The organism is Streptomyces sp. NBC_01166 (assembly GCF_045039765.1).
Lineage (GTDB): Bacteria > Actinomycetota > Actinomycetes > Streptomycetales > Streptomycetaceae > Streptomyces.
Map to the genome: position 1 here is coordinate 7097370 of NZ_CP108613.1, position 19657 is coordinate 7117026.

The 19657-nt window shown below is 72.0% G+C and carries 16 protein-coding genes; 11 read left to right on the top strand and 5 right to left on the bottom strand.

What is annotated here, in order from left to right:
• Positions 1-65: 65 nt before the first annotated feature.
• Both OG379_RS32125 and OG379_RS32130 read left to right on the top strand, forming a co-directional pair.
• Positions 66-509, top strand: a complete 444-nt coding sequence (locus OG379_RS32125; protein WP_104783865.1) for an SRPBCC family protein — start codon at positions 66-68, stop codon at positions 507-509.
• A gap of 200 nt (positions 510-709) precedes the next feature.
• Positions 710-3178, top strand: a complete 2469-nt coding sequence (locus OG379_RS32130) for an MFS transporter (protein ID WP_405666582.1) — start codon at positions 710-712, stop codon at positions 3176-3178.
• Between the two features lie 54 nt (positions 3179-3232).
• Here OG379_RS32130 and OG379_RS32135 read toward each other — a convergent pair whose 3' ends face one another.
• From OG379_RS32135 to OG379_RS32145, 3 genes are read right to left on the bottom strand one after another with little or no spacing between them, the layout of a single operon-like run.
• A complete protein-coding gene (locus OG379_RS32135) occupies positions 3233-4306 on the bottom strand; it encodes an acyltransferase family protein (protein WP_405666583.1) in 1074 nt (357 codons plus the stop codon).
• A complete protein-coding gene (locus OG379_RS32140) occupies positions 4306-6543 on the bottom strand; it encodes a bifunctional polysaccharide deacetylase/glycosyltransferase family 2 protein (RefSeq protein ID WP_405666584.1) in 2238 nt (745 codons plus the stop codon). Before OG379_RS32140 ends, OG379_RS32135 begins: the two co-directional genes overlap by 1 nt.
• A complete protein-coding gene (locus tag OG379_RS32145; RefSeq protein WP_405666585.1) occupies positions 6543-6983 on the bottom strand; it encodes a hypothetical protein in 441 nt (146 codons plus the stop codon). The genes OG379_RS32140 and OG379_RS32145 overlap by 1 nt, the downstream gene beginning before the upstream one ends.
• A gap of 293 nt (positions 6984-7276) precedes the next feature.
• Between OG379_RS32145 and OG379_RS32150 the strand changes: the two genes are divergently transcribed.
• Positions 7277-8281 carry a chitinase gene (locus OG379_RS32150; protein WP_405666586.1) on the top strand — a complete coding sequence of 335 codons (1005 nt, stop codon included), beginning with the start codon at positions 7277-7279 and terminating at the stop codon, positions 8279-8281.
• 13 nt (positions 8282-8294) lie between these two features.
• On the opposite strand, the gene OG379_RS32155 is transcribed toward OG379_RS32150, so the two are convergent.
• Positions 8295-9188, bottom strand: a complete 894-nt coding sequence (locus OG379_RS32155) for a LysR family transcriptional regulator (RefSeq protein WP_405666587.1) — start codon at positions 9186-9188, stop codon at positions 8295-8297.
• 124 nt (positions 9189-9312) lie between these two features.
• On the opposite strand from OG379_RS32155, the gene OG379_RS32160 reads away from it, so the two are divergent.
• The 8 genes from OG379_RS32160 to OG379_RS32195 all read left to right on the top strand — a co-directional run bounded on the left by OG379_RS32160 (position 9313) and on the right by OG379_RS32195 (position 19153).
• Entirely contained in the window at positions 9313-10314 is a 1002-nt protein-coding gene (locus OG379_RS32160; protein WP_405666588.1) for an aldo/keto reductase, read from the top strand.
• 170 nt (positions 10315-10484) lie between these two features.
• Positions 10485-11318, top strand: a complete 834-nt coding sequence (locus OG379_RS32165) for a M55 family metallopeptidase (RefSeq protein WP_362928286.1) — start codon at positions 10485-10487, stop codon at positions 11316-11318.
• Positions 11311-12654: a M20/M25/M40 family metallo-hydrolase gene (locus OG379_RS32170; RefSeq protein WP_405666589.1), complete on the top strand. Its 1344-nt coding sequence runs from the start codon at positions 11311-11313 to the stop codon at positions 12652-12654. Before OG379_RS32165 ends, OG379_RS32170 begins: the two co-directional genes overlap by 8 nt.
• A 38-nt stretch (positions 12655-12692) precedes the next feature.
• On the top strand, positions 12693-14693 hold the full coding sequence (locus OG379_RS32175; RefSeq protein WP_405666591.1) for a S9 family peptidase: 2001 nt from the start codon (positions 12693-12695) through the stop codon (positions 14691-14693).
• Positions 14690-15634: an LD-carboxypeptidase gene (locus OG379_RS32180; protein ID WP_393760790.1), complete on the top strand. Its 945-nt coding sequence runs from the start codon at positions 14690-14692 to the stop codon at positions 15632-15634. Before OG379_RS32175 ends, OG379_RS32180 begins: the two co-directional genes overlap by 4 nt.
• A gap of 142 nt (positions 15635-15776) precedes the next feature.
• The gene (locus tag OG379_RS32185) at positions 15777-17558 is read left to right on the top strand and encodes a CocE/NonD family hydrolase (RefSeq protein ID WP_405666593.1); all 1782 of its coding nucleotides are present in this window, start codon (positions 15777-15779) and stop codon (positions 17556-17558) included.
• A gap of 112 nt (positions 17559-17670) precedes the next feature.
• Positions 17671-17904, top strand: a complete 234-nt coding sequence (locus tag OG379_RS32190; RefSeq protein WP_401519042.1) for a DUF1049 domain-containing protein — start codon at positions 17671-17673, stop codon at positions 17902-17904.
• A 160-nt stretch (positions 17905-18064) separates the two neighbouring features.
• Positions 18065-19153, top strand: a complete 1089-nt coding sequence (locus OG379_RS32195; protein WP_405666595.1) for a glutamate--cysteine ligase — start codon at positions 18065-18067, stop codon at positions 19151-19153.
• 27 nt (positions 19154-19180) lie between these two features.
• Here the strand turns inward: OG379_RS32195 and OG379_RS32200 are convergent, their stop codons facing one another.
• Positions 19181-19636, bottom strand: a complete 456-nt coding sequence (locus OG379_RS32200) for an SRPBCC family protein (protein ID WP_405666597.1) — start codon at positions 19634-19636, stop codon at positions 19181-19183.
• Positions 19637-19657: the final 21 nt, after the last annotated feature.

A 19657-nucleotide genomic window follows, 5' to 3' on the forward strand; every position in this document is an offset into this window, starting at 1 on the left:
AGGGGCCGTACCCGAGGTGGTTGGCTCAGCAGCACCCCGAAGAACCGAGTGCTGGAGGAGCAGGCATGGCGCAGGTCGAGGCCACGACAGAGCGGATCATCGCGGCGGACGCAGAGACGGTGTTCGATGCGCTGGCCGACTACAAGGAGGTCCGGGGCAAGGTGCTGACCGGGCACTTCAGCGAGTACGAGGTGCGCGAGGGCGGGGACGGCGAAGGCACCCTCGTCCACTGGAAGCTCCAGGCCACGAGCAAGCGGGTCCGCGACTGCCTGCTCGAGGTCACCGAGCCCACCGACGGGCAGCTGATCGAGAAGGACCGCAACTCCTCGATGGTCACCACCTGGACCGTCACCCCGGCCGGCGAGGGCAAGTCCAAGGCCGTCGTCTCGACGGTGTGGAACGGCGCCGGCGGCATCGGCGGGTTCTTCGAGAAGACCTTCGCGCCCAAGGGACTCGGCCGCATCTACGACGAACTGCTGCAGAACCTCGCCACCGAGGTGGAGAAGTAACGCTGCTTCCCCCGCTGTTGGCGTCGCGGCCGGCCTCACCGGAACGGGTGGTTTTCCGGGGTGGCCGGTTGCGCGTCGCAGTGCCTCCCACCGGCGCATAAGCCCTCTGAATGCGCCCTGCGTGCGCCCGGTCGCGTTTGCCCCGCCTTACCGCCTGATGCGAGAAATGGGCGGCGCAGCTGCGACGAGGGGAGCGTTACGTGGTGGGTGGGATCACTCTGGTGAAGGACGAGCCGGGAGGCACGGAGTACGGGGCGCCCGGTTCCCGGGCGGCGCCCGGCACCGAGGCGGAGTACGAGCCGCCCCCGCCGCCGTCCGCCGCCGGGCCGTCCGCGCCGCCGGACGACATCAGCCCCCGCAGGATCCGGCTGGTCTTCCTCGGGCTGATGCTCACCCTGCTGCTCGCGGCGCTCGACCAGATGATCGTCGCCACCGCCCTGCCGAAGATCGTCGGTGAGCTGCACGGCCTGGACAAGATGTCCTGGGCGGTCACCGCCTATCTGCTCGCCTCCACGATCGGTCTGCCGCTCTACGGGAAGCTCGGCGACCTCTTCGGCCGCAAGGGTGTCTTCCAGTTCGCGATCGTCGTCTTCATCATCGGCTCCGCCCTGGCGGGCTGGTCGCGCACCATGGACGAACTCATCGCCTTCCGGGCCGTCCAGGGCATCGGCGGCGGCGGGCTCATGATCGGCGTCCAGGCGATCATCGCGGACATCGTCCCGGCCAGGGAGCGGGGCCGCTACATGGGCCTCATCGGGGCCGTCTTCGGCCTCGCCTCGGTGGCGGGACCGCTCCTCGGCGGTTTCTTCACCGATCACGCCTCCTGGCGCTGGTGCTTCTACATCAACGTGCCGTTCGGCCTCGTCACCCTCGCCGTCATCGCCCTCGTGCTGAAGCTCCCCAAACCCGCCGTCCGCCCCCGCCTCGACGTGCTGGGGGCGCTGCTGCTGGCCGTCGCGTCGACCTGCCTGGTGCTGCTCACCAGCTGGGGCGGGACGGAGTACGCCTGGGGCTCCCGGACCATCCTGGGGCTCGCCGCCGGGGCTGCCGGAACGACTCTGCTCTTCCTCGTCGTCGAACACCGGGCCGCCGAACCCATCATCCCGCTGCGCCTGTTCCGGGACTCCGTCTTCAACGTCACCTCGCTGGTCGGCGCGGTCATCGGGGTCGCCCTCTTCGGGGCGGCCAGCTATCTGCCGACCTACCTCCAGATGGTCGAGGGCGTGTCCGCCACCGAGTCGGGGCTGCTGATGCTGCCCATGATGGGCGGCATCGTCATCTCCTCCGTCGTCTCCGGCCAACTGGTCTCGCGTACGGGCCGCTACCGCGTCTATCCGCTGGTGGGCGGAGCCGTGTCGGCTGTGGGCATGTGGCTGCTCTCCCTGCTCGACACCAACACCTCGGCGCTGGAGTACGGCATCTGGCAGGCCGTCCTGGGCATCGGGATCGGCCTCGTCATGTCCATCCTGGTGCTGGCCGTGCAGAACTCCGTACGCCCTTCCGACCTCGGCACCGCCACCAGCGCGCACAACTACTTCCGCCAGATCGGCGGCAGCGTCGGAGCCGCGATCTTCGGCACCCTGTTCGCCGGGCGGCTCGGTGACGCGCTCGGGGTGCGGCTCCCCTCCGGCGCCGATCTGCCCGACGCCGAGTCGATCACCCCACAGCTGGTCCACTCCATGGAGCCCGCACTGCGCGACGCCTACATCCAGGCGTACGCCGACGCGATGCCGCGGATCTTCCTCTACCTGGTGCCGGTGCTCCTGCTCGGCCTGTTCCTCGCCTTCTTCCTCAAGGAGAAACCGCTGGTGTCCCACCACACCCCCCAGACGGCCCCCGACCCGACCGAGGTGCACTCCACGATCCCCGCGGCCCGCACCGACCCCGGCCCGCCGCAGCCCGGACCGCTCTCCGGGGTTCCGGTGTGCGGATGTGTCCAGCACCCCGACGGCACGAAGGTGGGGCGGGCCGCGCTCACCCTCATCGACGTCCAGGGGCGGCAGGTCGGACGCGGAGCGAGCGCCGACGACGGGCGGTACGCGCTGAGCGCGCCGGCAGCGGGGGCCTACGTGCTGATCGCCGCCGCGGGCGGGCACCAGCCGCAGGCCGTCAGTGTCACCGTCAGCGACCGGCCGGTGGAGCTCGACGTGGTCCTGGGCGGGGCGGGACGGCTCGCCGGCGCGGTCGTCACACCCGACGGAGCCCCCGTCCGCGACGCGGCGGTCACACTCACCGACGTACGGGGCGAAGTCGTCGCGACGACCCGCACCGGACGCGAGGGCGCCTATGTCATCAGCGAGCTGGTGGCCGGTGAGTACACCCTCGCCGCCAGCGCGCCGGCCTTCCGCCCCGCCGCCCTCCCCGTCAGCGTGCAGGCCGCCCGGGAGACCAGGCAGGACATCGAGCTGGCGGGCGGTGCCGTGCTCCGGGGGATCGTGCGCGCCCCTGGCGGGCGAGCCGTCGAGGACGCCAGGGTCACGCTGCTGGACGCGGCGGGCAACGTGGTCGACACCCTGACCACCGGCTCCGACGGGGCGTTCCGGTTCGTCGACCTGTCGACCGGCGAGTACACCGTGATCGCCGCCGGCTATCCGCCGGTCGCCACCGTGCTCCAGCTCCCCGGGGGAGGCCGCACCGAACGCGACCTCCAGCTGGGCCACGAGGACTGAGGGCGGCTCAGGTGCGCCGGGGTGTGCGGGGGAGCGCCCCGCACACCCCGGCCCTCACGGCAGAAGCCGGGGCCTCCGCCTCGCCGCGACGTCCTCGACCCAGCCGAAGCACACCACGGCGGCGGCGATCAGCATCCAGGCGACACCGAACTGCCACCAGAGGCTGTCCAGCGGCAGGTGCCGCTCCAGCGCCGGCACCTCCCACATGAGGTCGATCAGCGGCACCGCGGCCATCAGCGCCACCTCGTGCCAGAGGTAGACCGTCACCGCGCGGGCGTTGAACACCGTGACGACCCGGTCGGCCACCCGGTGACGTACGAGTCCGTCGAAGCGCGGCCTGAAACGCAGCAGGAGCAGCACGAACCCCGCCGACCACAGCGCCTGGGCGAGCGGGAGGTCGTCCAGGTCGAACGAGCCCTCCGCCGGGTGCCCGGCCGCCCACCAGGCACCCGCGGCCATCAGGGGCACCGCGACCCCCACCGCTCCCGCGCCGCGCAGCCGGTCGACCACACCGTCGCGGTGCGCGAACCCCAGCAGCCAGCAGAACAGGAACACCGAGGCGTCACTGATCGCGCCCCCCAGCCGGCCGTCCGGCACCCCGGACACCGTCTCCAGCACCACGACGGGCACCAGGGACAGGGCGAGCACGGGGAGCGGGGCGAGCCGGAAGAGGCGCAGCAGCAGCGGAGAGAGCAGTACGAACCAGAGATAGGCGCGCAGATACCAGAGCACCGCCCAGGCCTGCTCACCCCAGGCGTTGCCGGGCGGATCCCCGACCGGCAGCACCCAGAGCAGGACGTCCGGCCCCGGCACCCAGCCGTGCAGCAGCATAGCCACGCCGAGTACGAGCCCGAACAGCCACACCGGGATCAGCAGCCGCCGCAGCCTGCTGCGGAGCACCCCGGGGGCCGGCCGCTCCAGCGAGCGGGCCATGAGCGACCCGGCGAGCGCGAACATCACGCCCATGGACGGGAAGACGTACCCCAGCCAGGGCCACTCGAAGGTGTGGTAGGTCACCACCCGGACGAGCGCCACGGCCCGCAGCACATCGAAGGACCGGTCCCGGCCGGTGGCCGTGGCGGCCGCGGAGGGCGGCGCGAACGCCGCCCGGCGGTGCGCCCCCGCCACTACGAGGCCCCCACGTGGGGCGTGCCCACCTCACCCGTGCGTTTCAGCTTCTGCCAGCGCAGCCGGCCCCCGGTCGCCGCCGTGACACAGGAGTGGATCAGCACGAGGTACATCAACTGCCGGTAGGCGAGCTGCTGGAGGGGCATCATCAGCAGGTACCTGTACTTCTCCCGGTCGAGACGGAAGGCGTACGCCGCGCAGAGCAGCTGCACGGCCAGGATCGCCAGCCAGGCGAGCAGCGACGCCCGGAAGTCCACGAAGACCATCGCGTAGACGGTGAAGACGTCGATGAGCGGCGCGAACACCGGTGTGACGATCTGGAAGAGGACGACGAGCGGCATGCCGACGCGGCCGAAGCGCCCGGAGGGCCCCCGGTCGGTGACGGACCGGCGGTGCTTCCACAACGCCTGCATGGTGCCGTAGCTCCAGCGGTAGCGCTGACGCCACAACTGGCCCAGGGACGCCGGTGCTTCGGTCCACGCCCGGGCGTGCTCGGCGTAGACGACGCGCCAGCCCGCGCGATGGAGCGCGATGGTGATGTCGGTGTCCTCCGCCAGCGTGTCCTCGCTCATCCCGCCGGCCTCCAGAACCGCCTGGCGGCGGAAGGCACCGATGGCACCGGGGATGGTGGGCATGCAGCGCAGCAGGTCGTACATCCTGCGGTCCAGGTTGAAGCCCATCACGTACTCGATGTGCTGCCAGGCACCGATCATCGTGGACCGGTTGCCGACCTTCGCGTTCCCCGCGACGGCGCCGATACCGGGGTCGGCGAACGGCTGGACGAGCTGGTGCACGGCGTCCGGTTCGAAGACGGTGTCCCCGTCCATCATCACGACGATGTCGTGACGCGCCTGCCGCACACCGTTGTTGAGTGCCGCCGGCTTGCCCGCGTTCTCCTGCCGGATCACCCGGACATTGGGGAGGCCGAGCGATTCGGCGATCTCCGCGGTGCCGTCCGTCGATCCGTCGTCGACGACCAGGATCTCGATCGGATGTGTGCTCGCGGCGAGGGAGTTGAGCGTGGCGGCGATGCACTCCTTCTCGTTGTAGGCCGGAACGATCACACTCACCGGCCCGGTCACCTCGGGGCCCCAGGTGAACCGGCGTCTGTTGCGCTGCCGGTGATGGCGCCGGGCGAGCAGGAGCATCAGGCCGAAGCGGCCCAGGACCGCCACCCCGACGACACCCAGCATCGTGGCCAGCCCCGGCACGGTCCACTCCGCGACCGTGACCGCGGCGAGCAGGGCGCGACCCTCCCACACGCTCGCGGTGTCCGCCTTGCGGTGGGCGGCCTGCACCGAGTCGCCCTGTGCGCCGCCGTCCTGTACGGGGCCGGGGGGAGCGGCAGCGTCCGCGTCCTCACCGTCGGTGCCGGCCTCCTGCTGGGCGCCGCTGACGGTGGTGAAGGTGTAGCCCTTCGCCTTCATCTTCTTGATGTACTCCGGCAGCGCGGCCAGGGTCTCGGAGCGGTCGCCGCCCGAGTCGTGGAAGAGCACCGAGGCGCCCTCGCCGTCCTCCGGCGTCGCCCACTCGATGATCTTGGAGACGCCGGGCTGCTGCCAGTCCTCGCTGTCGGTGTCGATGAACACGCTCGTGTAACCCATCGCGCCGAGGCGCTCGTAGACGGGCCAGCTGTAGTCGTCGATCGCATCGGTCTTCGAGGAGTACGGGGCGCGGAACAGCGTCGTCGTGATGCCGGCGGCGCCCGCCAGCGCGAGCTGCGTCTGGGCGATCTCCCGCTTGACGCGGGCCTCGCTCTGATAGGAGAGATCGACATGGGTGAAGGTGTGGACCCCCACCTCGTTGCCCTCGTCGACCATCCTGCGGACGACGTCCGGATAGCGCGCGACCATCGAGCCGACGAGGAAGAAGGTGCCCGGCACGTCGTTCTCGTCCAGGATGTCCATCACCTTCCCGCTCCACTCGGGATCGGGGCCGTCGTCGAAGGTGAGCACGATGGTCTTGTCCGGCACGGACTGCGTACGGGCGGTGCCGCCGGGGAAGCTCAGGATCGGCCCGCCCTCCAGCACGTCGGCGGGCACCGAGTCCGCGGAGGCTCCGGTCCGGACCCGCTGGTCGTCACCGATCTCGGCGCGCAGATAGCCGTCCAGCAGCATCATGCAGACGAGCCCCAGCAGAAGCAGCAAGGCCATGATCACGCGGGGCCGGGGGACGGCCTGGCGCCCCACGCGGCTGATCCTGCCGGGCGTGGCGTGCCGACGGCGGGAAGCGGCCATCAGTTCGCCCCGCCCGATGCCGATGCCGATGCCGATGCCTGGCCGGACGGTGTCGCTCCGCCGGCCGCCGGCGGCGTCGGCGCGCCGCCCGGGGGCGCGGTCCCGCCCGGTGGCATGCCGTAACCCGGCCGCGTCCCGCCTCCCGGGCCGGCCTCGGCGGCCGGGCCGCCGTCGAAGGGGAGCAGCTGCGAAGGGGTCATGGAGATGCCGCCCATGAAGGCGAGTCCCAGCACGGCGGCGTAACCGACGCAGACGGCGCCCAGGAGCATGCCGGCGCGGCGCAGCAGCTTGGCCCGGCGCCCGGAGCCGTCCACGAAGACGGGTCCCTCCTGCGGCTGTTCGGCCGCGCGACGGCGCTCGGCCGGACGGGCCGGGCCGGCGTGTGCCCGGCGTCGGCCGCGCGGCGCCGGGTCTTTCTCGATGACGGGGTCGGATTGCATGTGCGCATGGTGGCGAAGCTTGATGTGCGAAGTCTGGAGCTTTCCTGGCCGCTCGCTGTGAAGAGGGCCCGAACCTGTCGGACCGCTGAGAGTACGCCGACCGCGATACGCCGGCTCCGTGCCGCTCGAACCTTTCCCAGCAGGGGAGTTGGGCGTTCCAGGCGGCCACTGTTGGTCCTTTTCCATGGGTTTCCTGTGTCTTCGCGCAGGCCCCGGGTGTGAGAGGTTCTAGGCGTCCCGGCAGCACCGGCTGCCGTTGCGGACGACATTCCGAAAGCAGGTGCACACACGTCATGCGAAGGCGCACACGGGTTTCCTCAGCCGTCGCCGGGCTGATCGCGCTCGGCCTCGCGTGCTCGGCCTGCTCGCCGGGCGGCGTCGCCGATCAGTCGAAGGGGACCGCGCAGCCCCCGCCGGCGGCCGCGCGGACCGCCTACACCCCGTACGTGAGCGCCACGACCGCCGCCGACACGGACGGCGCGGGGTCCCCCGACACGTACAACCTGGCCTTCGTCACCTCCGCCACCTCCGGCTGCACCCCCCTCTGGGGCGGCACCACCGCGGCCGGCAGCGAAGCGGTCGCGGCGCGCGCCGAGGCGCTCACCGCCGACGGCGCGGACCTCCGGGTCTCCTTCGGCGGTGCCGCGGGCACCGAGGCGGCGCTTGCCTGCGACAGCGCGGAGGAGCTGGCCGACGCCTACGCCGAGGTGCTCGACGCGGTCGGCGCCACGAAGGCCGACTTCGACATCGAGGGCAGCGCGCTCACCGACACCGCCTCCGTCACCCGCCGCAACGAAGCACTCGCCCTGCTCCAGGAGAAGCGCGGCCTCGACGTCACCTACACCCTGCCCGTCATGCCCGAAGGGCTGGAGGACACCGGGCTCGCGGTCCTGGAGGACGCGGTGGACCAGGGGGTCGACGTCTCGGCGGTCAACATCATGGCGATGAACTACAGCACGTCCCACAGCGGCGACATGGGCGACTACGCCGAGCAGGCGGCCGCCGCGGCCCAGGCCCAGCTCATGGACGTCCTCGGGCTGTCGCAGGACGCGGCGTGGAAGGCGCTGCACATCACCGTGATGATCGGGGTCAACGACGTCGAAGGGGAGACGTTCACCCTCGACGACGCGGCGTCCCTGCGTTCGTTCGCCGCCCGCCGAGGGGTCGGCGCGCTCTCCCTCTGGGCGGCCTTCCGCGACCAGCAGTGCACCTCCGACGAGGACACGGATACCGCCTCGGACGCCTGCAGCGGAGTCGACCAGGAAGCGGGAGCGTTCGCCGAGGCGCTGAGCGGCTGAGAGGCGGCCGGGGTCAGCGCAGCGGGGCCTCCCGGACCAGCGTCATCAGCGCCTTCGCCCCCGGGGTCATGGCCTGGGCCGGCGGGAGGACCACGACGCTCTCGTAGGCCGGCCGGTGCGCTCCGTCGAGCTCCACCGCGACCAGGCCCCGGGCCTCCGGCTTACGGGAGAAGTGGTGCGGCACGACCGCGATCCCGAGGCCCTCGTGCACCAGCTCCAGCAGGCTGTGCACGTCGTTGACCTCCAGCGCCACCGTGCGACGGACCCCCGCCACGGCGAACGCCTCGTCGGCCGCCCGCCTGGGCCCCCAGTCCGGGTGGAAGTCGATGAACGACTCGCCGCGCAGTTCGCCCCACGCCACCCGCGCGTCCTCCTGGGCGAGCCGGTGACCGGGGGCGCACAGGACGACCATGGGCTCCCGGGCCAGCGGCACGAGCTCGCCCCGCCACTCCGGCGGGCTCACGGTCGCCGCGAACGCCAGGTCGAGCCTCCCGCCCGCCACCCCTTCCAGCAGGCTGGACGTGCCCTCCTGCCGGAGCCTGATCTCCATGTGCGGATGCTCCCGGTGGAAGGCCGCGAGCAGCCTCGCCGTGCTGACCCCGGCCACGCACTGCTCCACCCCCAGCGTCAGCGTGCCGCGCAGCAGCCCCCGTACGGCGTCGACGGCGTCCCGCGCCGCCCTGGCACCCGCCAGCGTGCGCTCCGCCTCCACCAGCAGGGCAGCCCCCGCCTCGGTGAGCCGGACCGTGCGGGTCGTACGGCTGAACAGCGGCGTCCTCAGCTCGTGCTCCAGCGCGCGGACGGAGGCGGACAGCCCCGACTGGGACACGGCCAGACGCTCGGCAGCCCGGGTGAAGTGCCGCTCCTCGGCGACCGCGACGAAGTGCTCCAGCTGACGCAGTTCCATGATTGAGCAATCTAACCGATGAATCCCAGCGGAATCTCCTGTTGGACCGCTGGATCGTTCTCCGCCAGTCTTGGGTACGCGCACCGGTCCTGGCGCGCCAGCCCGTGCCCCGTGGAGTGCCCGTATGTACGTTCCGTCCGCCGACCGCTACGCCGCCATGCCCTACCGGCGCACCGGACGCAGCGGCCTGCTGCTTCCCGCGCTGTCGCTCGGGCTCTGGCACAACTTCGGAGGCGACCGCACCCCCGAGAGCCAGGGCGAGATCCTGCGCAGGGCCTTCGACCTCGGCATCACCCACTTCGACCTCGCCAACAACTACGGCCCGCCGCCCGGCTCCGCCGAGACCGCCATGGGCCGCGCCCTGGGCACGGACTTCGCGGGACTCCGGGACGAGATCGTCATCTCGACCAAGGCGGGCTACCACATGTGGGAGGGGCCGTACGGGGAGTGGGGCTCCCGCAAGAGCCTGCGCTCCTCGCTGGACCAGAGCCTGACCCGGCTCGGCCTCGACTACGTCGACATCTTCTACTCGCACCGCTTCGACCCCGACACCCCGCTCGAGGAGACGATGGGCGCGCTCGACACGGCGGTGCGCCAGGGCAAGGCGCTCTACGCCGGCGTCTCCAACTACTCCGCCGAGCAGACCCGCGAGGCCGCCCGCATCCTGCGCGAGCTGGGCACGCCCCTCGTCATCCACCAGCCGCGCTACTCCATGCTCGACCGCTGGGTCGAGGACGGGCTGCTCGACGCCCTCGACGAGCTCGGCACCGGCTCCATCGCGTACTCCCCACTGGAGCAGGGCATCCTCTCCGACCGCTATCTGAACGGCATCCCGGAGGGATCGCGCGCGGCGGGGAGCAGCCCGTTCCTGTCGGCCGAGGCCGTCACCCCGGACCTCGTGAGCCGGCTGGGCGCACTGAACGAGCTGGCCCGCGAGCGCGGACAGTCCCTCGCCCAGATGGCGCTCGCCTGGGTGCTGCGCGGCGGCCGGGTCACCTCCGCCGTCGTCGGAGCGAGCAGCGTCGCCCAGCTGGAGAACAGCGTGGCGACGGTCGGAAACCTGGAGTTCGGCGAGGACGAACTCGGCAGGATCGAGGAGCTCGTCAAGGGCACCGCCCGCGCCTGACCTCGGAGCCGTCCGCCGCCCGTGCGGCGGACGGCTTCACCGGACTGGACCAGTGGCAGATCACCGACGCCCTGGTCCGGCGCTGTCCCGGCGCGTACCGTGATGCGGCACGAAGATCCTCTTCCCGGGAACGGGCGGGGGAGCGACCGACCAGCGACAGGACCGCGCACGTGAAGATCCTCGTCAGCGCCGACATGGAGGGCGCCACCGGAGTGACGTGGCCGGCCGATGTACTGCCCGGCACCCCGCAGTGGGAACGGTGCCGTTCGCTCTTCACCTCCGATGTGAACGCCGCCGCACTCGGCTTCTTCGACGGGGGCGCCGACGAGGTCCTCGTCAACGAGGCCCACTGGACCATGCGCAACCTGCTCCTGGAGCGGCTCGACGACCGCGTCCAGATGCTCACCGGCAAGCACAAGTCCCTCTCCATGGTCGAGGGCATCCAGCACGGCGACGTCGACGCCGTCGCGTTCGTCGGCTACCACACGGGCGCCGGCACGGAGGGCGTGCTCGCCCACACCTACCTCGCCAACTCCATCACCGGGGTCTGGCTGAACGGGGTCCGCGCCAGTGAGGGCCTGCTCAACGCCCATGTCGCGGCGGAGTACGGCGTGCCCGTCATCCTGGTCACCGGCGACGACCTGACCTGCGAGGACGCCCAGGGCTACGCCCCCGAGGCGCGTACGGTGGCGGTGAAGGACCACGTCTCGCGGTACGCCGCCGTGTGCCGGACCCCGGCCCGTACCGCCGCCGACATCAGGGCGGCCGCCGCCGGGGCGACCGCGCTCGCCGGGCGCCGCACACCCGTGACGAGCGGCTCGTACACGGTGGAGCTGGAGTTCGACGCCGAGCATCTGGGGGCCGCCGCGACCGTGGTCCCCGGCGTGGCGCCGAGCGGCGAGCGGCGCGTCGTCTATACCAGCGGGACGATGTACGAAGGTATTCGCACATTCAAGGCGGTGACGACGATCGTGTCGGCCGCCGTGGAGGAGCAGTATGGCTGAGGCGGGCAACCCCACCGGACCGGTCGACGAGCGGGCGCTCGAAGAATCGGTGACGTTCACCTCCGAGCTGATCCGGATCGACACCACCAACCGGGGCGACGACACCTGCCGGGAACGACCGGCCGCCGAGTACGTCGCCGAGCGGCTGGCGGACGCCGGGCTGGAACCGGCCCTCCTGGAGCGCACGCCGGGACGGACCAACATCGTCGCCCGGATCGAGGGCACCGACCCGTCCGCCGACGCCCTCCTCGTCCACGGCCACCTCGACGTGGTGCCCGCGGTGGCGGAGGACTGGACCGTGCACCCCTTCTCCGGGGAGGTGCGTGACGGCGTCGTGTGGGGGCGCGGGGCCATCGACATGAAGAACATGGACGCGATGGTCCTCGCCGTCGTCCGTGCCTGGGCACGTGCGGGCGTACGCCCGCGCCGCGACATCGTCATCGCCTACACGGCCGACGAGGAGGCCAGCGCGCACGACGGCGCCGGCTTCCTCGCCGACCGGCACCCCGAGCTCTTCGAAGGCTGCACGGAGGGCATCAGCGAGTCCGGGGCCTTCACCTTCCACGCAGGACCCGGCATGTCGCTCTACCCCGTCGCGGCCGGGGAACGCGGCACGGGGTGGCTGAAGCTGACCGCCGAGGGCAAGGCCGGCCACGGCTCCAAGGTCAACAGGGCCAACGCCGTCAGCAGGCTCGCCGCCGCCGTCGCCAGGATCGGCGCGCACGAGTGGCCGGTACGGCTGACCCCGACCGTACGGGCCGCGCTCACCGAGATCGCCGCGCTCCACCACATCCGTGTCGATCCCGACGCCCCCGGATTCGACGTGGACGAGCTGCTCGGCAAGCTCGGCCCCGCCGCCGCGCTGATCGAGCCGACCGTGCGCAACAGCACCAACCCGACGATGCTGGAAGCCGGTTACAAGGTCAACGTGATCCCCGGACACGCCACCGCCCAGATCGACGGACGCATGGTCCCCGGCGGCGAGGACGAGTTCCGCGAGACCCTGGACCGGCTGACCGGCCCCGGCGTCGACTGGGAGTTCCAGCACCGCGAGGTCGCGCTCGAAGCCCCGGTCGACTCGCCGACGTACGCGAAGATGCGCGCGGCCATCGAGCTGTTCGACCCGGGCGCCCACGTCGTCCCGTACTGCATGTCGGGCGGCACGGACGCCAAGCAGTTCTCGCGTCTCGGCATCACCGGCTACGGCTACTCCCCGCTGAAGCTGCCCGTCGGCTTCGACTACCAGGCGCTGTTCCACGGCGTCGACGAGCGGGTCCCCGTCGACGCCCTGCACTTCGGCGTCCGGGTCCTGGACCACTTCCTGCGCACCGCCTGACGACCCGCACCGCCCGACCGAAGAGGGGGAAACCGACCATGGCGTCCACAGCGGCGTACGGCACATGGCCGTCACCGATCGACGCGGCGCTGACCGCGTCGCGCGACGGCAGGCCGGAGTTCGTCGGCACCGTCGGCGACGAGGTGTGGTGGACGGAGCCACGCCCCGCCGAGGGCGGCCGCCGCGCCCTCGTACGCCGGAGGGCCGACGGCAGCACCCGGTCGGTGCTCCCCGAACCGTGGAACCCCCGCAGCCGCGTCATCGAGTACGGCGGGGTGCCGTGGGCCGGTGCGCCGCGCGAGGAGGGCGGGCCCCTGGTCGTCTTCGTCCACTTCCCCGACCAGCGGCTGTACGCCTACGCGCCGGACGGGCCCGACGAACCGTGGCCGCTCACCCCCGTGTCGGACCTCGGCGGCGGACTGCGCTGGGTCGACCCGCAGCTGCACCTCGGACGCGGTGAGGTGTGGTGCGTGCTGGAGGAGTTCACCGGAGCCTCGCCCACCGACGTGCGGCGCGTGATCGCGGCCGTGCCGCTGGACGGTTCGGCCGCGGGGGACCGCGGCGCCGTACGCGAACTCACCGACGACCGGAACCGGTTCGTCACCGGGCCCAGGCTGTCGCACGACGGCCGCCGGGTCGCCTGGATCGCCTGGGACCATCCGGAGATGCCGTGGGACGGCACCGTCGTGAAGATGGCCGACCTCACTGCCGACGGTGACTTCACCGGGGTCCGGCCCCTGGTCGGCGACACCGACGAATCGGTCGTCCAGGTGGAGTGGGACCGCGACGGCTCGCTGCTCTTCGTCTCGGATGTCGGAGGCTGGTGGGAGCTCCAGCGCCTCAGGCCCGATGCCGTCGCCGGCGCGGTCGTGCCCACCAGCCGCCTCTGCGGCGGCCGGAGCGAGGAGTTCGGTGGGCCGCTGTGGAAGATCGGACTTCGCTGGTTCCAGCTCATGGACAACGGGCTGATCGCCGTCATCCACGGCCGGGGCACCACCGCGCTCGGTGTGCTCGACCCGGAGACCGGTGAACTCGTCGACGCCGTGGGCCCCTGGACCGCGTGGGCGGAGACGCTCGCCGTGCAGGACACCCGGGTCATCGGCATCGCCGCGAGCCCCCACAGCTCGTACGAGGTGGTGGAGCTGGACACGGCCACGGGGCACACCCGGACCATCGGCGCACCCCACCAGGACGCGGTCGACCCCGCCTACCACCCCGAACCGCAGATCCGTACCTTCACCGGACCGGCCGGCCGCGAGATCCACGCCCATGTGTACCCGCCGCGCCATCCCGGGCGCACCGCCCCCGACGGAGAACTCCCGCCCTACGTCATCTGGGCGCACGGCGGTCCCACCGGTCGCGCCCCGCTCGTACTCGACCTGGAGATCGCCTACTTCACCTCGCGAGGCATCGGTGTCGCGGAGGTGAACTACGGCGGCTCGACCGGCTACGGCCGCGCCTACAGGGAGCGGCTCCGCGGGCAGTGGGGCGTCGTCGACGTGGAGGACTGCGCGGCCGTCGCCCTGGGGCTGGCCGAGGAGGGCTCCGCCGACCGTGACAGGCTGGCGATCCGGGGCGGGAGCGCCGGGGGATGGACCACCGCCGCCTCCCTCACGCGGACCGATGTCTACGCCTGCGGAGCGATCAGCTACCCGATCCTCGACCTGGAGGGCTGGGCGACCGGTGAGACGCACGACTTCGAGTCGCAGTACCTGGAGTCGCTCGTAGGCCCCTACGCCGAGGTGCCCGAGCGCTACCGGGAGCGCTCGCCCGTCAACCACCCGGACGGGATCACCGCCCCGTTCCTGCTGCTCCAGGGACTCGACGACCCGATCTGCCCGCCCGTCCAGTGCGAGCGCTTCCTCGCCGCGACCGAGGGGCGCGGGATCCCGCACGCCTACCTCACCTTCGAGGGGGAGGGCCACGGCTTCCGGCGGGCCGACACGGTGAGGCGCGCACTGGAGGCCGAACTCTCCCTGTACGCGCAGACGTTCGGAATCGACCGGCCCGACGTGCCACGGCTGGAGCTGAAGAAGTGACCCTGGAGCCCCTCGCCCGCCCGGCCCGGCTGCGGCCCGGTGCCAGGGTCGCGGTCGTCGCCCCCAGCGGTCCCGTGCCGCCCGAACGGCTGGAGCGCGGTCTCGACGTGCTGCGCGGCTGGGATCTCGACCCCGTCGCGGCCCCCCATGTGCTCGACACGCATCCGGAGCTGGACCACCTCGCCGGCACGGACGAGGACCGTGCCCGGGACCTCCAGGAAGCCTGGTGCGACCCGTCCGTGGACGCCGTGCTCTGTGCCAGGGGAGGATTCGGCGCCCACCGCATGGTCGATCTCCTGGACTGGCCCGCGATGCGGGCGGCCGGGCCCAAGGTGTTCGTCGGATACAGCGACATCACCGTGCTGCACGAGGCCTTCGCCCTGCGGGCCGGGTTCTCGACCCTGCACGGCCCGATGGTCGCCACCGAGGTCTTCCTGAAGGACGCGGACACCCGCCAGGCCCTGCGGTCGACCCTGTTCGAACCCGAGTCGGTGCAGACCCTGGGGCTGGACACGGCGGTCGCGCTGGTGCCCGGCACGGCCCGGGGGGTCACCTACGGCGGCTGTGCCGCACTGCTCGCCGCCGACGCCGGCACCCCGCGCGCCCGGACCTCGGTCCAGGGCGGGCTGCTGATGCTCGAGGACACCGGGGAGGAGCCGTACAGGCTCGACGGCGTGCTCACCCGGCTGCTGCGCATCGGCGCCCTCGACGGGATATCCGGTGTGGTGTGCGGCTCCTGGGAGGGCTGCGGCCCTTACGAAGGGGTGCGGGCCGTGCTCGCCGACCGGCTCGGGGGGCTCGGGGTCCCGGTGGTCGAGGAGCTGGGCTTCGGCCACGGCCCCACGGCGCTGACCGTGCCCCTCGGGGTGCCGGCGGTTCTGGACGCGCCGGCCGACGGCGGCCGTTGCACCTTGACCTCCCAGGTCCCGGCGCTGGTCTGACGGCCCGACGGGCCGGGGGCGGCCGCGGGTCCGTCCCGGAAAACTCCGCCCACGTGCGTTGACAGCGGTATGAGGTGTGTCACAACATGGGCCTGGCCCGGTACTTACCGGTCGGTAATGTGTCCTCGGTGTGGAGGTCCATGTGTCGCGAGCTGTGCCCAGATTCCGCCGTCCACGTCCACTCGCCCTGCTCGCCGGGGTGGCGATTCTCGCCCCGCTCGCTCTGACCGGTGCCCCACCCGCGTCCGCGGCCGACCAGTACACCGTCACCCCACTGGAGTTCACCGTGCGGGCCGGCGACCGGTCCTGCACGGTCGACGCCGACCTCTACCGGCCGGCCGGAGTCGACGCGCAGCACCCGGCCCCGGCCGTCCTCGCCACCAACGGTTTCGGCGGCAGCAAGTCCGACGGCTCCACCGACGTCATCGGCAAGGCCTTCGCCGAACGCGGCTACGTCGGACTCGTCTACTCGGGGCTGGGCTTCGGCAAGTCCGGCTGCCTCATCACGCTCGACGACCCCGCGATCGACGGCAAGGCGGCCTCCCGGCTCGTGGACTTCCTCGCCGGCACCCGCGCCGCCGACGACGGCACCAAGGCCGACTACGTCACCACGGACGCCCCGGGCGACCCGGTGGTCGGCATGATCGGCGGCTCGTACGGCGGTGCCATCCAGATGGCGACCGCCTCCGCAGACCACCGCGTGGACGCGCTCGTCCCGCTGATCACCTGGAACGACCTGGCGTACTCGCTCGCCCCGAACGCCGCCGGAGCGTCCCGGGGCGTCTCCTCCGACACGCCCGGTGTCTTCAAGTGGCAGTGGACCAACGGCTTCTACCTGATGGGAGAGGGGCAGCCGCTGCTGGTCCCGAGCCTCGACCCCTCGCGCTTCGGCAGCCTCGGCTGCCTCCACTTCGCCGAGCAGGCGTGCGACACCATCCGTCTGCTGAACTCCGGCCGCTATCCGGCCGACGCGACCGAGGAGATGCTGACGTACGCGCGGAGCGTCTCGCCGGCCTCCTACCTGTCCGGTGTCACAGCGCCCACACTGCTCGTGCAGGGGCAGGCCGACAGTCTGTTCAACCTCAACGAGGCCACGGCCACCTACCGGGCGCTCGAGGCCCAGGGCACCACGACGAAGATGATCTGGCAGGCCTGGGGACACAGCGGCGGCTCCGTACCCGGCGAACTCGACCTGGCCACGGGCAATCTGGAGACCAGCTACGTCGGACAGCGCATCCTCGCCTGGTTCGACCGCTACCTCCACCACGACGAGTCGACCGCGACCGGACCCGAGTTCGCCTACTACCGTGACTGGGAGAGCGGCTACGGCACGGCGGCCGCCGTCCCCGCCCTGTCCCGGACCATGTACCTCTCCGGTGACGGCGCCCTGGTGGACAGCCGCTCCGAGGTCACGCGCGGCAGCCGGCAGTACACCAACTGGCTCCTGCCGACCAGCCACTCCGAGAGCTCCCTCGCCGGACTCATCGGGCTGTCCGACCCGGCGCCGTACGACACCAAGGGCACCTACCTCGGCTGGACCAGTGCGCCGCTGACCACGCCGGTGGATGTCGTCGGCGCGCCGAAGGCCACCCTGAAGGTCGTCTCCCCGAAGACGGAACGGGTCCAGAACAGTGGCGACGCCGCGGACAAGCTGACCCTGTTCGCGAAGGTGTACGACGTGGCACCCGACGGGACCCAGAAGCTGGTGAACCGCCTGGTCGCCCCCGTCCGCGTCCCCGACGTCACCCGCGCCTTCACCGTCGAGCTGCCCGGCATCGTGCACCGGTACGAGACCGGGCACCGGCTGCGGTTCGTGATCGCCGCGAGCGACACGGCGTACTTCGGCAACCGGGGCATCAAGCCGGTCACCGTGGTCAGCGCCCCGCAGGACACCGGCGTCCTGGAGCTGCCCGTCATCGGCTGACCGTCACCCGTACGGCCCTGCTCCACAGCTCCCCGGACCCGGGACGGCGCCATCCTGGGTCCGGGGACCGCCGTTCCCGGCCCCGGCACCAGGACGAGCGAAAGGGCAGTGCATGAGCCCCAAGGACGTATCAAGCGGCACCACGAGTGCCTTCGCGCCGGCCAGGATCGCCGTCATCGTGTTGGCGATCCTGGCGATCGTCTTCATCTGCGTGAACACCGCCGAGGTCACCATCCGCGTCATCATCCCCAAGGTCACGATGCCGCTCTGGGCGGCACTGCTGGGCGTCTTCCTGGCGGGCGGGCTCTGCGGGGCCTATCTGTTCCGCAGGCGGGCGGCGCGGTAGGGGAGCGGTCCGGACCGCTCGCGGCGCCGACGGCCGTCCTCTCCGTCCTCGCGCCACCTGGCCGGGGTGCGGCAGTCTGAAAGGTGCCGCCGGGGGTACGCGCGCCTCATCACCCGCTACGCGTACCGGACGGCAGCGGGCGGCTGAGGAGGATGCGAACGTGCGGACTGTCGGTGTCGAGGAAGAACTGCTGCTCGTCGACTCGGAAAGCGGTGACGCCCGCGCGCTGTCGACGGCGGTGCTGGCCCTGGCGGAACGCCGGGCCGAGGGGGACTCCGTCTTCGAGTCCGAACTGCACGACCAGCAAGTGGAGTTCGCCACCGAGCCACGCGTCGGGATGGACGACCTCGCGGAGGAGATCCGCCGCTGGCGGGCGGAGGCCTCACACAGCGCGGCCGAGGCCGGCGCCGCAGTGGCGGCCCTGGCGACCTCACCGCTGCCGGTCAGCCCCTCCATAGGGGAGGACGAGCGGTACCGGTGGCTGGCGGAGCGGTTCGGCCTGACCGCACAGGAGCAGCTGACCTGCGGGTGCCATGTGCATGTATCGGTGGAGTCGGACGAGGAGGGCGTCGCCGTACTGGACCGGATGCGGCCCTGGCTTCCGGTCCTGCTGGCGCTGAGCGCGAACTCCCCCTTCTGGCAGGGACAGGACACCTCGTACGACAGCTACCGGAGCAGGGTGTGGGGCCGCTGGCCGTCGGCCGGCCCGGTGGAGGTGTTCGGTTCCGCCGACCGTTATCACGAGCAGGTCCGGCAGCTGGTCGGCACCGGTGTCCTGCGCGACGAGGGAATGATCTACTTCGACGCGCGGCTCTCGTACCGCTACCCCACGGTGGAGGTCAGGGTCGCGGACGTCTGCCTGGACCCGGCGGACACCGTGCTGCTCGCCACGCTCGTGCGCGGCCTGGTCGAGACGGCGGCACGCGCCTGGCGGGCCGGTGGCCCGCCGGACCCGGCTCCGGTGAGCGCGCTGCGCATGGCCGCCTGGCAGGCCGCCCGCTCGGGCATGGAGGGGCGGCTGCTCCACCCCCTCACCATGCGCCCCGAGCCGGCCGCCGATGTCGCGGGGGCCCTGCTCACCCATGTGGGTGACGCACTGGAGGACAGCGGTGACCTCGCGTCGGCGGACAAGGCGCTGCGGACCCTGCTGACGCGGGGGACCGGGTCCCGGGCCCAGCGTGAACTGCTGGCGGGCTCGGACAGCCTCCGGACCGTCGTGACCGAGTGCGCGGCCAGGACCCGCGGCTGACCGCGTGCACGGGGCGGCCGTGGGCGGTCACCCGGCGGGCTGCCCGGCCTCCGCCTGGGTGTCGACCGCCTCGGCCAGTCGCCTCAGCATGGCGCGGTGCCTGATCTGGAGGACCGCGTCGAGGGCGACGTTGTGCAGGGTGCCGCCGAGCCCTTGCAGCGGGTGCTCGTCGAGCAGCACCAGGGTCTCGTCACCCCAGGGACGGATGTCGAACCCGATGCGCGCCGTGCCCAGGAACCCGCTGTACACCTCCAGCTCGAGCACTTCGGGCCGCTCCAGACGGCGCACGGTGGTGCGTCCCTGGAAGTCCTTCGGGCCGAGCCGCAGGGTGTACTCGATGGAGGAGCCCACCTCGGGCCACCGGCCTTCCAGGAGGCGGGAGTCATGCGTTCCGACCACCCATCTCCCGTACTGCTCCGGTTGCTCCAGTACCGCCCACAAGGCTTCGGGCGGGTGGTGAATCAGCTGGTGGCGAATGGCCATGGACGCCTCCACACGGACATC

What these genes read in the sequence shown, in the direction of transcription:
- OG379_RS32125 (WP_104783865.1), top strand. Translation starts at nt 66, where the DNA reads ATGGCGCAGGTCGAGGCCACGACAGAGCGGATCATCGCGGCGGACGCA.
- OG379_RS32140 (WP_405666584.1), bottom strand. Translation starts at nt 6,543, where the DNA reads ATGGCCGCTTCCCGCCGTCGGCACGCCACGCCCGGCAGGATCAGCCGC.
- OG379_RS32145 (WP_405666585.1), bottom strand. Translation starts at nt 6,983, where the DNA reads ATGCAATCCGACCCCGTCATCGAGAAAGACCCGGCGCCGCGCGGCCGA.
- OG379_RS32150 (WP_405666586.1), top strand. Translation starts at nt 7,277, where the DNA reads ATGCGAAGGCGCACACGGGTTTCCTCAGCCGTCGCCGGGCTGATCGCG.
- OG379_RS32155 (WP_405666587.1), bottom strand. Translation starts at nt 9,188, where the DNA reads ATGGAACTGCGTCAGCTGGAGCACTTCGTCGCGGTCGCCGAGGAGCGG.
- OG379_RS32160 (WP_405666588.1), top strand. Translation starts at nt 9,313, where the DNA reads ATGTACGTTCCGTCCGCCGACCGCTACGCCGCCATGCCCTACCGGCGC.
- OG379_RS32170 (WP_405666589.1), top strand. Translation starts at nt 11,311, where the DNA reads ATGGCTGAGGCGGGCAACCCCACCGGACCGGTCGACGAGCGGGCGCTC.
- OG379_RS32175 (WP_405666591.1), top strand. Translation starts at nt 12,693, where the DNA reads ATGGCGTCCACAGCGGCGTACGGCACATGGCCGTCACCGATCGACGCG.
- OG379_RS32190 (WP_401519042.1), top strand. Translation starts at nt 17,671, where the DNA reads ATGAGCCCCAAGGACGTATCAAGCGGCACCACGAGTGCCTTCGCGCCG.
- OG379_RS32200 (WP_405666597.1), bottom strand. Translation starts at nt 19,636, where the DNA reads ATGGCCATTCGCCACCAGCTGATTCACCACCCGCCCGAAGCCTTGTGG.